The organism is Pseudomonas sp. NPDC088429 (genome assembly GCF_044753305.1).
Classification (GTDB): Bacteria; Pseudomonadota; Gammaproteobacteria; order Pseudomonadales; family Pseudomonadaceae; genus Aquipseudomonas; species Aquipseudomonas rustica.
The window spans coordinates 5392-18785 of record NZ_JBIVMX010000049.1 but is presented as its reverse complement, the minus strand read 5'-3'; the positions used below and the strand labels follow the sequence as shown (position 1 = coordinate 18785).

At 58.1% G+C, this 13394-nt stretch carries 14 protein-coding genes and 1 pseudogene; 11 read left to right on the top strand and 4 right to left on the bottom strand.

The annotated features are described in order from the left end of the window. Positions 1-133: 133 nt before the first annotated feature. From metG to ACIP66_RS20930, 8 genes are all read left to right on the top strand, one after another. On the top strand, positions 134-2185 hold the full coding sequence (gene metG / locus ACIP66_RS20965) for a methionine--tRNA ligase (protein WP_212546273.1): 2052 nt from the start codon (positions 134-136) through the stop codon (positions 2183-2185). 114 nt (positions 2186-2299) lie between these two features. Beyond that, the gene (locus ACIP66_RS20960; RefSeq protein WP_400650525.1) at positions 2300-2869 is read left to right on the top strand and encodes an electron transport complex protein RnfA; all 570 of its coding nucleotides are present in this window, start codon (positions 2300-2302) and stop codon (positions 2867-2869) included. Next, positions 2866-4071, top strand: coding sequence for an electron transport complex subunit RsxB (rsxB, locus tag ACIP66_RS20955; protein ID WP_400650523.1), 1206 nt, complete (start codon positions 2866-2868; stop codon positions 4069-4071). The genes ACIP66_RS20960 and rsxB overlap by 4 nt, the downstream gene beginning before the upstream one ends. Further along, positions 4058-5041: an RnfABCDGE type electron transport complex subunit D gene (locus ACIP66_RS20950; RefSeq protein ID WP_400650521.1), complete on the top strand. Its 984-nt coding sequence runs from the start codon at positions 4058-4060 to the stop codon at positions 5039-5041. Before rsxB ends, ACIP66_RS20950 begins: the two co-directional genes overlap by 14 nt. Next, positions 5038-5643: an RnfABCDGE type electron transport complex subunit G gene (locus ACIP66_RS20945; RefSeq protein WP_400650519.1), complete on the top strand. Its 606-nt coding sequence runs from the start codon at positions 5038-5040 to the stop codon at positions 5641-5643. The genes ACIP66_RS20950 and ACIP66_RS20945 overlap by 4 nt, the downstream gene beginning before the upstream one ends. Beyond that, complete coding sequence (locus ACIP66_RS20940; protein WP_400650516.1) at positions 5640-6209, top strand: Rnf-Nqr domain containing protein; 570 nt, start codon at positions 5640-5642, stop codon at positions 6207-6209. The genes ACIP66_RS20945 and ACIP66_RS20940 overlap by 4 nt, the downstream gene beginning before the upstream one ends. Next, on the top strand, positions 6206-6844 hold the full coding sequence (nth, locus tag ACIP66_RS20935) for an endonuclease III (RefSeq protein WP_159815393.1): 639 nt from the start codon (positions 6206-6208) through the stop codon (positions 6842-6844). Before ACIP66_RS20940 ends, nth begins: the two co-directional genes overlap by 4 nt. A 107-nt stretch (positions 6845-6951) precedes the next feature. Continuing rightward, positions 6952-7134, top strand: coding sequence for a PA3496 family putative envelope integrity protein (locus ACIP66_RS20930; RefSeq protein ID WP_053123408.1), 183 nt, complete (start codon positions 6952-6954; stop codon positions 7132-7134). 88 nt (positions 7135-7222) lie between these two features. On the opposite strand, the gene ACIP66_RS20925 is transcribed toward ACIP66_RS20930, so the two are convergent. Then, positions 7223-7849: a response regulator transcription factor gene (locus ACIP66_RS20925; RefSeq protein WP_053123410.1), complete on the bottom strand. Its 627-nt coding sequence runs from the start codon at positions 7847-7849 to the stop codon at positions 7223-7225. A 474-nt stretch (positions 7850-8323) separates the two neighbouring features. Between ACIP66_RS20925 and ACIP66_RS20920 the strand changes: the two genes are divergently transcribed. Beyond that, positions 8324-8968 (top strand): hypothetical protein, encoded by a 645-nt coding sequence (locus tag ACIP66_RS20920; protein WP_400650513.1) that lies wholly within the window; start codon positions 8324-8326, stop codon positions 8966-8968. Between the two features lie 113 nt (positions 8969-9081). Here the strand turns inward: ACIP66_RS20920 and ACIP66_RS20915 are convergent, their stop codons facing one another. Both ACIP66_RS20915 and ACIP66_RS20910 read right to left on the bottom strand, forming a co-directional pair. Further along, positions 9082-10299: an argininosuccinate synthase gene (locus tag ACIP66_RS20915; protein ID WP_053123414.1), complete on the bottom strand. Its 1218-nt coding sequence runs from the start codon at positions 10297-10299 to the stop codon at positions 9082-9084. A 129-nt stretch (positions 10300-10428) separates the two neighbouring features. Then, a complete protein-coding gene (locus tag ACIP66_RS20910) occupies positions 10429-11337 on the bottom strand; it encodes an OmpA family protein (protein WP_400650510.1) in 909 nt (302 codons plus the stop codon). Positions 11338-11497: 160 nt separating this feature from the next. Between ACIP66_RS20910 and pyrC the strand changes: the two genes are divergently transcribed. Continuing rightward, positions 11498-12544 (top strand): dihydroorotase, encoded by a 1047-nt coding sequence (pyrC, locus tag ACIP66_RS20905; protein WP_008079419.1) that lies wholly within the window; start codon positions 11498-11500, stop codon positions 12542-12544. Continuing rightward, entirely contained in the window at positions 12541-13218 is a 678-nt protein-coding gene (gene rnt / locus ACIP66_RS20900; protein ID WP_007916667.1) for a ribonuclease T, read from the top strand. Before pyrC ends, rnt begins: the two co-directional genes overlap by 4 nt. A gap of 74 nt (positions 13219-13292) precedes the next feature. Here the strand turns inward: rnt and ACIP66_RS20895 are convergent. Further along, positions 13293-13394, bottom strand: a pseudogene (locus ACIP66_RS20895) (peroxiredoxin); the annotation flags it as partial.

Here is a 13394-nt window from a genome sequence, read left to right as displayed (position 1 = left end):
TAGGAGCTGCCGAAGGCTGCGATCTTTTGATCTTTGCTGTTTCTCATCCAATGAAACAGGTGCACAGGGTGAAAAATATGCGCCAGCGCTTTATAGTGGCCGACCTCCGTTTCATCAAGTAGCGAAGCCCCACATGTCCGAACCACGCAAGATCCTCGTCACCAGCGCCCTGCCCTACGCCAACGGTTCGATTCACCTTGGCCATATGCTGGAATACATCCAGACCGATATGTGGGTGCGCTTCCAGAAGCATCGCGGCAATCAATGCATCTACGTCTGCGCCGACGACGCCCACGGTTCGGCGATCATGCTGCGCGCGGAAAAGGAAGGCATCACCCCGGAACAACTGATCGCCAACGTGCAGGCTGAACACAGCGCCGACTTTGCCGAGTTCCTGGTTGATTTCGACAACTTCCACTCCACTCACGCTGAAGAAAACCGTGAGCTGTCGAGCCAGATCTACATCAAGCTGCGTGACGCTGGGCACATCGCTCAACGCTCGATCACCCAGTATTTCGACCCGGAAAAGAAAATGTTCCTGGCCGACCGCTTCATCAAGGGCACTTGCCCGAAATGCGGCACCGAAGACCAGTACGGCGACAACTGCGAAAAATGCGGTGCGACCTACGCCCCGACTGATCTGAAGGATCCGAAGTCGGCGATCTCTGGCGCCACCCCGGTGCTCAAGGATTCCCAGCACTTCTTCTTCAAATTGCCGGACTTCCAGGAAATGCTGCAAACCTGGACCCGCAGCGGCACCCTGCAAGACGCCGTCGCCAACAAGATCGCCGAATGGCTGGACGCCGGCCTGCAACAGTGGGACATCTCCCGCGATGCGCCGTATTTCGGTTTCGAGATTCCGGGCGAGCCAGGCAAGTACTTTTACGTGTGGCTGGATGCACCGATCGGCTACATGGCCAGCTTCAAGAACCTTTGCGACCGTACGCCGGAGCTGGATTTCGACGCGTTCTGGGCCAAGGATTCCACCGCCGAGCTGTACCACTTCATCGGCAAGGACATCGTCAATTTCCACGCACTGTTCTGGCCAGCCATGCTCGAAGGCGCGGGCTACCGCAAGCCGACCGGCATCAACGTGCACGGCTACCTGACCGTCAACGGCCAGAAGATGTCCAAGTCGCGCGGCACCTTTATCAAGGCCCGCACTTATCTGGATCACCTGTCGCCGGAATACCTGCGCTACTACTACGCGGCAAAACTCGGTCGTGGCGTTGATGACCTCGACCTGAACCTCGAAGACTTCGTGCAGAAGGTCAACTCCGACCTGGTCGGCAAAGTGGTCAACATCGCCAGCCGTTGCGCCGGTTTCATTCAAAAAGGCAACGCCGGCCTGTTGGTCGACAACAACGCTGCGCCAGAGCTGACCGAGGCTTTCCTCGCCGCCGCGCCAAGCATTGCCGACGCCTATGAAGCCCGCGATTTCGCCCGCGCCATGCGTGAAATCATGGGTCTGGCCGACCGCGCCAACGCCTGGATTGCCGACAAGGCACCGTGGTCGTTGAACAAGCAGGAAGGCAAACACGATGAAGTCCAGGCGATCTGCGCCACCGGCATCAACCTGTTCCGCCAACTGGTGATCTTCCTCAAACCGGTGCTGCCGCTGCTGGCCGCCGATGCCGAGGCGTTCCTCAACGTCGCCCCGCTGACCTGGAACGACCACGCGACCCTGCTGGCCAATCATCAACTGAACGAGTTCAAGCCGTTGATGACTCGCATCGACCCGGTAAAAGTCCAAGCCATGACCGACGCCTCGAAAGAAGACCTGACCGCCAGCCAGACCGACACCGGTGCCGCCGCCCCTGCGGGCAATGGCGAACTGGCCAAGGATCCGCTGTCGGCGGAAATCGACTTCGACGCTTTCGCCGCGATCGACCTGCGCGTTGCGCTGATCGTCAAAGCCGAACACGTGGAAGGTGCCGACAAGCTGCTGCGCCTGACCCTCGATATCGGTGACGAGCAACGCAACGTGTTCTCGGGGATCAAGAGCGCCTACCCGGATCCGTCCAAGCTCGACGGCCGTCTGACCATGATGATCGCCAACCTCAAGCCACGGAAAATGAAGTTTGGTATTTCCGAAGGCATGGTCATGGCAGCCGGCCCTGGCGGTGAAGAAATCTACCTGCTGAGCCCTGACAGCGGCGCCAAGCCGGGTCAACGCATCAAGTAACACTCGGCGGTGAATCGATCCCACAGGCGTGCCCGGCATGCCTGTGGGATTTTTCATATCTGCCCGGATAATGCCTAACCTTAAGAGACAGCCGCCCGTTTCGCTGGCAGAACCATGACCGAACTTGTGCTTACGCTCATCAGTGCTGCGCTGCTCAACAACTTCGTGTTGCACTGGCCGCTGGGCGTCGATCCGCTATTGGCGGGGAATCGTCGGCAGGTGCATGCGCTGGGGCTGGCGACGTTGTGTCTGATGTTGATCGTCGGCGTCATCGGTTACGCGATCTGGCATTGGCTGCTGGTGCCGCTGCAACTTGAGGCGCTGCGCCTGTTCGTGTTTCTGCCGGTGAGCGTTTTGTTGATCGCACCGCTGTTGAAACTGTTGGCGCGCTGGCGGCCGAATCTGCCTTTCGACGGATTATGGCCGCTGTTGTTGGGCAATGCCGGTGCGCTTGGACTGGCGCTGATCAATGCGCAAAACGATCAAGGCCTGCTGCACGCGACAGCGCTGAGCCTCGGCGCCGGGCTGGGTTTCTGGCTGGTGCTGAGCCTGTTCTGCGATTTGCGTGAGCGCACCGCCGACAATGACATTCCCCTGCCCTTTCGCGGCTTGCCGATCGACTTGATCGGCGCCGGACTGATCGCAGTGATTTTTCTCGGATTCAGTGGACTGATCAAAACATGAGTCTGATTCAACGCATCGATGCCCTTCTGCCGCAGACCCAATGCGGCAAGTGTGGCCATCCCGGATGCAAACCCTACGCGCAAGGCATCGTTGACGGCGAGCCGATCAACAAATGCCCGCCCGGTGGCGACGAAACCATCGCGGCGCTGGCCGAATTATTGAAAGTGCCGGTGCTGGAACTCGATATCAGTCGTGGATCGGCGCCGCCGCAAGTCGCCTATATCCGCGAAGCCGAATGCATCGGCTGCACCAAGTGCATTCAGGCCTGCCCGATCGATGCCATCGTCGGCGCGGCGAAATTGATGCACACGGTGATCATCGATGAGTGCACCGGCTGCGACCTGTGTGTAGCGCCGTGCCCGGTGGATTGCATTGAAATGCATCCTTTGCCTTTAAGCACGTTGCCGGTGGTCGGCGGCTTGGCCTTCAGTCTTGAAGAGCAACGCGCGCGAGCAGCCAAACGCGACCACGCGCGCCTGCGATTCGAACGACGCAATGACCGGTTGCTGCGCGAAGAACAGCAAAAGCAGGCCGAACGTGAAGCCCGCGCCAAACGTGCTGCTCAGCCTGAGTCGACCGCGTCGGATCCAGTGCAGGCTGCGCTGGAGCGCGTGCGCGCCCAGAAAACCGCGACCGCCGATGCCGCACTGAAAAAAGCCAAGATCGATGTGGCGATGAGCCGTGCGCAACTGCACAAATCGCTGAAAGCTTTCGGCCATCCGCCGACCTTCGAGCAACAGTCGCAATTGATCGTGCTCCAGCAACAATTTGAAGCGGCGGAACAGGCCTTGGCGCAACTGGAAAGCAACGCCCCGACAGTTGCGGCACCAGCCCCCGCGAAAGATGCCGACCTGAAACGCGCGAAAATCCAGTTGGCGATGCGCCGCGCCGAGCTGAAAAAAGCGCAAACCGCCGAAGCTTCACCGGAGCAGATCGCCACACTGGAACACGCACTGCGCGACGCCGAACAAGCGTTGCACGACGCCGAATCCACAAGCGATCAGCCTGCGCCTGACTTGGTGCGCGTCGAAAAACGCCCGATCGACAGTCAACTTCGCCAGCTAAAAACCGAATTGGCCTACGCCCGCGCCGATCTCAACAAACTCGGACGCCGCGCCGACACGCCCGACGACATCCTCGACAAGGCCCGCGCCCGCCTGCAAACCGCCGAGCGCCAGGTGCAAGACCATGTCGCCCCTTGAGGCACCGGACGAGCGCCTGCAGCAAGCGATGAAGCTTGTGCTGCTGGCCCTGTTGCCGGGGCTGCTGGCGTTGTTCTGGTTGTACGGTTGGGGCGTGTTGATCAACCTGATTCTGGCTGTTACCACGGCGTTGATCGTCGAGGCGATTGCCACTCGACTGCGCCGTCAGCCCTTACAGCCGACGCTGAGTGATGGCAGCGCGATCGTCAGTGCAACATTACTCGCCATCGCGCTGCCGCCCTATTGCCCGTGGTGGCTGACGGTGACGGCGGTGGCTGCGGGGCTATTGTTCGGCAAGCATTTGTACGGCGGTGTCGGCAAAAATCCGTTCAACCCGGCGATGCTCGGTTTTGCTTTGGCGATGGTGATGTTTGCGCAGCCGATGACTCATTGGCCCGCCCATGGCCTGGATCTCACGACAAGCTTTCAACAGGTTTTCAACATCGGTCAGGCGCCGGATGCCTGGGTACAGGCCACCGCACTGGACAGTCTGCGCATCAACAAAAGCCTGACCATGGATGAGCTGTTCGCCAGTGATTCGGCCTTCGGGCGTTTCGGCGGTCGCGGTGTGGAATGGGTGAATCTGGCGTTTCTCGCCGGCGGGTTGTTTTTGCTGCAGCGGCGAGTGATCGCCTGGCACGCGCCGGTCGGCATGCTCGCCAGCCTTTTTGTGATCAGCCTGCTGTGCTGGAACGGATCGGGATCGGATTCCCATGGCTCGCCACTGTTTCACCTGCTCAGCGGCGCGACCATGCTTGGTGCGTTCTTCATCATCACCGAGCCAGTCTCGGGTGCCAGAACGGCGCTTGCCAGACTGCTGTTCGGTGTCGGCGTCGGCCTGCTGACCTATCTGATTCGCACGTGGGGCGGTTACCCGGATGGCGTCGCGTTTGCCGTGCTGTTGATGAACCTTTGCGTGCCGGCGCTGGAACGGTTTGCCGCGAGTCGTCAGCCACAGGTGAGCCCATGAACCGCACGGCCAGCGCATTGACGTTATTGCTGTTGGCGGTGATCGGCATCGGCGCGACGTATCTGCTGCAACGTAACAGTGCGCCGCAGATTGCTGCCGAACAACGTTTGGCCGACAGCCGCAAACTGCTCGACGTACTGCCCACTGACAGCTACGACAACCAACCGCTGGAACAGCCGCTTCCGCTGACCGATACGGGGCTGAGCCACAGCACGCTTACAGCGGGTTACCGTGCAACCAGGAGTGGCCAGACCGTTGCAGTGTTGCTGCGCAATCAGACCGAGGGTTACGCCGCTGCCATCGAATTGCTGATCGCCATCGATACCAACGGCAAATTGCTCGGCGTGAAAACCCTCAAGCAAAACGAAACCCCGGCACTCGGCGGGCCCATTGGCGACTGGCCGAACAGCTGGCTGCAAACGTTCACCGGCAAATCACGCGGCGAACCGAATGACGCTGGCTGGGCATTGAAAAAAGATCAGGGGCAATTCGATCAAATGGCCGGGGCGACCATCACCTCGCGCGCAGCCATCAACGCGATCCACGATGCATTGCGCTACTTTGACGAGCATCGAAGCGCATTGCTGGGGAGCGCACCATGAGCCTGTCCAATTCTCTGATGCTGGTGCTATTGCTGGGCACCACCGTTTCTTTGGCCGGTGCGTTGGGCACGATGTTGATGTTCGTCGTTGTGGTCGGCATTTATGCTTTGGCCATGTCACCGCTGCGTTCGCGCCTGACAAATGGGAGTGCCTTGCTGGCCAGTGTGTTGCTTGCTGCAACGTTAGCCAGTTGTGCGGATCTGTTGGCGCAACGCTGGTTCCTGGCGTGGCATCAGTCGTTCGGCCTTTATGGCGGATTGATCGCCTTGCAGTGCGTGGTGCTTGAACACAACGGCTTCTTCCGCCAACCGCTGGCGCAGCGCTTCAAGCTTTGCGCATGGTTTGGCGGTTTGATGCTGGTGCTCGCCGCGCTGCGTGAACTCATCGGGCAGGGAAGCCTTGGCCGTGGGTTGTCCGCGCATGGCTCAGGTCTTGTTTTATTCGGCGAAGGGCTGCATCTGGCAACCCTGGTGCCTGGCGCCTTTATTGTATTGGGGCTGCTGCTCGCGGCCCGTCAGGCGTGGACGCGCCCGAACTCTATTTCCAAGGAAACGCATCGCCCATGAATGCTGCAAAACGTCTTGAGATCTTTCGCCGACTGCATGAAGACAATCCCGAGCCGAAGACAGAACTGGCCTACTCCTCGCCCTTCGAACTGCTGATTGCGGTGATTCTTTCGGCGCAGTCGACCGACGTCGGCGTCAACAAGGCCACGGCAAAGCTGTTCCCGATCGCCAATACGCCTGCCGCCATTCACGCCTTGGGCGTCGAAGGCCTGTCCGAATACATCAAGACCATCGGCCTCTACAACAGCAAAGCGAAAAACGTCATCGAGACCTGCCGCATGCTGGTCGAACTTCATGGCGGTGAAGTCCCGCAGACCCGCGAAGAGCTCGAAGCCCTGCCCGGCGTTGGCCGTAAAACCGCCAACGTGGTGCTCAACACCGCGTTTCGCCAATTGACCATGGCCGTCGACACGCACATTTTCCGCGTCAGCAACCGCACCGGCATCGCCCCCGGCAAAAATGTGGTTGAGGTGGAAAAGAAGCTGATGAAATTTGTACCCAAGGAATTCCTGCTCGATTCCCATCACTGGCTGATTCTTCACGGACGCTATGTGTGTCTGGCCCGCAAGCCGCGTTGTGGCAGCTGTCGAATCGAAGATCTGTGCGAATACAAAGCCAAAACGTCCGACGATTGACTGGCTATTAGGTTTATCGATTCGTCGATTGAAAAAATCTTTTTTACCCGCCGCAGGATTGTCGATATAAGGAGCGCCAAAGGCCCCTCTTAGCCTGGAGTTAACCTATGAGTACCAGCAAAGAGCAACTGGAAGAAGCTGACGAAGATTTTGTAGCCGTGGACGCTGATGATGCCGAACCGGTCGTCGAGGTCGCCAAGACCAATCTGAGTAAACGTCGCACCATCGATAACCTGCTTGAGGAGCGCCGACTGCAAAAGCAATTGGCCGAATACGATTTTGATGACTGACACTTGAAAGCCTCCCGAAACGGAGGCTTTTTACTTTCTACTGGTCGCTGAATTCGATCGCCCATGATTACGTCAACGTTGGTCATGCTCAGACCAGTCCGTTGCGTTGCGCCAGCTCGATGAGGTCAACCAGTGAGCGAGCATTGAGTTTCAGCAATAAACGGGTCTTGTACGTACTGACCGTTTTATTGCTCAAAAACATGCCGTCGGCGATCTCCTTGTTGGTTTTGCCCCGCGCCAACTGTTGCAACACCATCATCTCTCGTCCGGAAAGGCGATCGACCATATCGGCTTCACTGGCATTGCCCAGACTGGTACGCACGGTATGCAGCGCTTGATTCGGAAAATAACTGTAACCGGAGAGTACGGCTTTGATCGCGCTGAGCAACTCCGTCAGATCCTGTTGTTTACACACATAACCCGCCGCGCCCGACTGCATGCAACGCATGGAGAAGTGTCCGGGAGCCTGTGAGGTCAGCACCAGAACCTTCATCGGCATGGCCACCGAACTTAGCCGTGCAATAACTTCCAGGCCGTCCAGTTTTGGAATTCCAATGTCCAGAATCACGATATCCGGCATTTGTTCGCGCGCCAGTTGCAATGCATCGACACCATTATCGGTTTCAGCAATCACTTCGTAGCCATGACGCTCCATCAGCATACGTACCGCGAGACGAATGACGGGGTGATCATCCACGATCAGCACTTTATTCATGGGCAGGTCCAATTTCGCTGTTCGATTTTTAGAGCCCGCACAATAGCCTAGTCAATTCGCTCGTGGCACAGCGCAGTTCTCTTGCACTTGCAGCGCAAGACATTCCCTACAACCAATGAGGATTATTCCTACAAGAAATACACTTGCTGCTATCGAATGGGCTGTACGTGCATTCCTCGCTTCATTCAGGCGCGTTTTAACCCGCTGATATTTTTAGTACAAAATTTTCATACAGATCCGTTGCCTGCCCGAAAAACACGCCGCCGTCCAAGCCATTGGGCATGCGGATACAGCTCTGAAAAGCTGCTTGCTCTCGCGCTTCAGAGAATATCGTCAACTAACTTCGCTTTGCAAAAAATCTGAAACAAGACACTTCTACCCACACGGCAATTTTTAATATAAACATTAAAGCCGCAAAACTTTAACCACACACTTAATCAAATCAGCGATCTCAAAATCAATAGAGCCAACGCCATGCGGAACTTTAAAAAGAAAATCACCAACCCAATGACGGTTATCGCGATCTTCGCGTTTATTTCGGAAACTTCCGCAGCGGTGTCACTACCCTTCCTGGATAACGATGAACGTGAAATTTACATATGGTTTTTAATCAGCTTTCCGTTTTATTTGTTGTTTTTGTTTTTTATTACCTTGAACTTCAACTACCGATCGCTCTATGCGCCGTCTGACTTCGACAAGGACGATAATTTTCTGAAAGCCTTTGAAGAGTTCAAATCCAGCGACCATCAACACGATCCTCTTTCGAAAACGTACGAGCGTACGGGCAACGTACCCGATCCACCCACTCCCAGCGATTGGGCGACGCCGCCGTGGATCGAGCATCACGTGCAGTTGCCCAAACCCATGAACGCGCTGCGGGTTATTGATGTACGACCGATGAACAGCAAGGCGCAATTCGATCAGTTGCAGGCAAGTCTGACAGTCACCAGCAGGTCATCGGTAAGGTTCATGGTGTTTCTGACTGATCCAGTGTCAGACGCATTACTCAAGCAAATCGCGCTCGGCCCCGGCAAACAGACGAAAAAAGGCACAGCGAGCACGCTCTACATCGCCTACAACGTCAGCCAGCAGATCACGACAATTTTGAGAGGACATTAAAAGGCGGGCGAATATCGTGAAGAACACAGATAACGCAAAAAGCAGGAAGGATTTGAACAGTGGCAGCCTTGTCGCGATGACAAGGCTGCCCTTTCATTCCAGGCCCGAGGGGCTTAGAACAGTTTGCGGCCCTTGTTGGCAGCAATACGCATGCGCAGCGCGTTGAGCTTGATGAAGCCCGCCGCGTCGGCCTGGTTGTAAGCACCGCCGTCTTCTTCGAAGGTTGCGATGTTGGCATCGAACAGCGAATCGTCGGACTTGCGGCCAGTGACGATCACGTTGCCTTTGTACAACTTCAGACGCACAACACCATTCACGTTGACCTGCGACGCGTCGATCATCTGTTGCAGCATCAGACGCTCAGGGCTCCACCAGTAACCGGTGTAGATCAGGCTGGCGTACTTCGGCATCAACTCGTCTTTGAGGTGAGCGACTTCGCGATCCAGGGTGATCGATTCGATGGCGCGGTGAGCGCGCAGCATGATGGTGCCGCCCGGGGTTTCGTAGCAGCCACGGGACTTCATGCCGACGTAACGGTTTTCAACGATGTCGAGACGACCGATGCCGTGCTCGCCGCCGATCTTGTTCAGCGTTGCCAGAACGGTGGCCGGGGTCATTTCGACGCCGTCCAGCGCAACGATGTCGCCGTTACGGTAAGTCAGTTCAAGGTACTGTGGTTTGTCGGGAGCGTTCTCCGGGGAGACGGTCCATTTCCACATGTCTTCTTCGTGCTCGGTCCAAGTGTCTTCCAGCACGCCGCCTTCATAGGAAATGTGCAGCAGGTTGGCGTCCATCGAGTACGGGGATTTCTTCTTGCCGTGACGCTCGATCGGGATCGCGTGCTTCTCGGCGTAGTCCATCAGCTTCTCGCGGGACAGCAGATCCCACTCACGCCAAGGGGCAATCACTTTTACGCCCGGCTTGAGCGCGTAGGCACCCAGCTCGAAACGTACCTGGTCGTTGCCCTTGCCGGTGGCGCCATGGGAAATGGCGTCAGCGCCGGTTTCGTTGGCGATTTCGATCAGACGTTTGGCGATCAGCGGACGTGCGATGGAGGTACCCAGCAGGTACTCACCTTCGTAAACGGTGTTGGCGCGGAACATCGGGAACACGAAATCACGCACGAATTCTTCGCGCAGATCGTCGATGTAGATTTCTTTGACGCCCATGGCCTGAGCCTTGGCGCGGGCCGGCTCGACCTCTTCGCCTTGACCGAGATCAGCGGTGAAAGTCACCACTTCACAGTTATAAGTATCCTGCAGCCACTTGAGGATCACCGAAGTGTCCAGGCCGCCGGAATACGCCAGAACGACCTTGTTTACGTCCGCCATGCCATCACTCCACGGGGTTCTACGGAAAGCCGAGGAGTCTACCGCCCAAACGCGATAATTTACAGAGGCGCGACAGCTTAAGACGACAAAGCGACAGAATCTGTCGAGAGCGCGACGATGACCGGCGGGTCAGGAAGTTGCTGCAGTGCTCGCAGGTGTACTCGCTTGCGGCGCCGGAGCTGCGGTCGGCGTGACCCGCGCAAGGTGCACATTGACCCGGCGGTTCTTCGCCCGGTTCGCCGCACTGGTGTTGGGCACCACCGGATACTGCTCACCGTGGAAACGCACGGTGATCTGCGACTCTTGAATGCCATTGGCCTTGAAGTAGTCGACCACCGCCAGCGCCCGGCGGCGCGACAGTTCACGGTTGGTCAGACGGTTGCCGCTGTTGTCCGAGTGGCCGTCGAGCTCAATGTGATTCACCGTCGGGTCAGCCTTCATATATTCCAACATGACCGCGAGTTTGGCTTTGGCGGCGGCGTCGAGATCGGTGCCTTCGCCGGGAAAACCGATTTGCGACTGTTTAACCTGATCGAAATTCTGCGGCAACAATTTCGCCACGCAGGTTTGATAGTCGTTAAACGCTTTGCTGAATTTGACCGGCAACAGCCGCACTTCCGAGACCCGACCATCACCCGACGCGCGACGCACGACCGGACTGCGACCGTCCAGCAGACCGCTGATCAAACCACCGGCCTGGGACTGCGAACTGTTAAACAAGACATTACCGCTGCCAATCCTGACGCTGCCCAGATTGATATCGCCGCGTCCCGGCTGCCATGGCGCCGCCGCTGCGAGCAACGTCGCCGAACCGCCGCCGAGCATGGCGTTGTAGGCGTTCAGACGGAATATCGCCTGCTCGCCGGCCTTGCGCACGAACTCACCCGAGCCGAAATCTGTAATCGGCTGTGTCAGGCGGCATTCGAACTTGTCGCCGGCGACCGTCCACTCAATGTTCTCCAGACGTGTCTGGTACGTGAGCGCCATCGCGGGGAGGCTGGCAAACACACTGAGCAAGGCTAAATAACGCTGGCGCACGGGAGGCTCCATTGGCTTCTGAAACACAAAGACCGATTCACACGATGTTTACGGCATACCTACGGGATATCGGAAGGTTCCCGCAAAACTTGATAGCGAGTGCCTGCAAGAGTCTTTTCCGGTAGCATTCGCCTCAGTTTGACCCGCCTGGAATCCCCTCATGTCCGACCGCCTGACCCTGCTGCGTCCCGACGACTGGCACATTCATCTTCGCGATGGTGCCGTGTTGACCAATACCGTTGCCGATGTTGCGCGCACTTTTGGCCGCGCGATCATCATGCCCAACCTGGTACCCCCGGTGCGCAACGCCGCTGAAGCCGACGGCTATCGCCAGCGGATTCTCGCTGCCCGCCCGGCCGGCAGTCGCTTTGAGCCGCTGATGGTGCTGTACCTCACCGACCGCACCCAGCCCGAAGAAATTCGTGAAGCCAAGGCCAGTGGTTTTGTCTACGCCGCCAAGCTGTACCCGGCCGGCGCAACCACCAACTCCGACTCCGGCGTGACCAGCATCGACAAGATTCTGCCGGCGATCGAAGCCATGGCCGAAGTCGGTATGCCGCTGCTGATCCACGGTGAAGTCACCCGTGGCGACGTCGATGTGTTCGATCGCGAAAAGATCTTCATCGATGAGCACATGCGCCGCGTGGTCGAGCGTTTCCCGACACTGAAAGTGGTGTTTGAACACATCACCACCGCCGACGCCGTGCAGTTCGTCAACGAGGCTTCGGCCAACGTTGGCGCGACCATCACCGCGCACCACCTGCTCTACAACCGCAACCACATGCTGGTGGGCGGGATTCGGCCGCACTTCTACTGCCTACCGATTCTCAAGCGCAATACCCATCAGGAAGCTCTGCTCGACGCCGCCACCAGCGGCAGCGCGAAGTTCTTCCTCGGCACCGATTCGGCACCGCACGCCCAGCACGCCAAGGAAGCCGCTTGCGGCTGCGCCGGCTGCTACACCGCGTACGCCGCCATCGAAATGTACGCCGAAGCCTTCGAACAGCGTAACGCGCTGGACAAACTCGAAGCTTTCGCCAGCCTCAACGGCCCGCGCTTCTACGGCCTGCCGGCGAACACTGATCGCATCACCCTGGTTCGTGAAGAATGGACCGCCCCGACCAGCCTGCCCTTCGGCGAGCTGACCGTTATCCCGCTGCGCGCCGGTGAAAAACTGCGCTGGCGCCTGCTGGAGGAACACGCGTGAGTGAAGACCATTTCGACGACGAACTGGACGGTCAAAGTGGCGGCGGCGGTTCCCGCCACCCGATGGCAGCACGCTTTCGCGGCTACCTGCCGGTTGTCGTCGACGTAGAAACCGGTGGCTTCAACTCGGCCACCGACGCGTTGCTGGAAATTGCTGCGACCACCATCGCCATGGATGAAAAGGGCTTTGTTTACCCGGATCACACCTACTTCTTCCGCGTTGAGCCGTTCGAAGGCGCCAACATCGAAGCGGCGGCGCTGGAGTTCACCGGGATCAAACTCGATCACCCACTGCGCATGGCCGTCAGCGAAGAAACAGCGCTGACCGACATCTTCCGTGGCATCCGCAAAGCGCTGAAAGCCAACGGCTGCAAGCGCGCGATTCTGGTTGGCCATAACAGCAGCTTCGACCTCGGCTTCCTCAACGCCGCCGTCGCGCGTCTGGACATGAAGCGCAACCCGTTTCACCCGTTCTCCAGCTTCGACACCGCGACACTGGCCGGTCTGGCCTACGGTCAAACCGTACTGGCGAAAGCCTGTCAGGCAGCCGACATCGACTTCGACGGCCGTGAAGCGCACTCCGCGCGTTACGACACCGAGAAAACCGCAGAGCTGTTCTGTGGCATCGTCAACCGCTGGAAACAGATGGGCGGCTGGGAAGATTTCGACGACTGATCCTCGTTGAGTAAATCCCGAGCATAAAAAAACCGGCCACTAGGGCCGGTTTTTTTGTACCTCGACGTTGCGCCTTACAGGGCAGCAGCGTTCTCGGTCAGGTATGCCGCAACGCCTTCTGGCGAAGCGTTCATGCCTTTGTCGCCTTTTTTCCAGTTGGCAGGGCAAACTTCGCC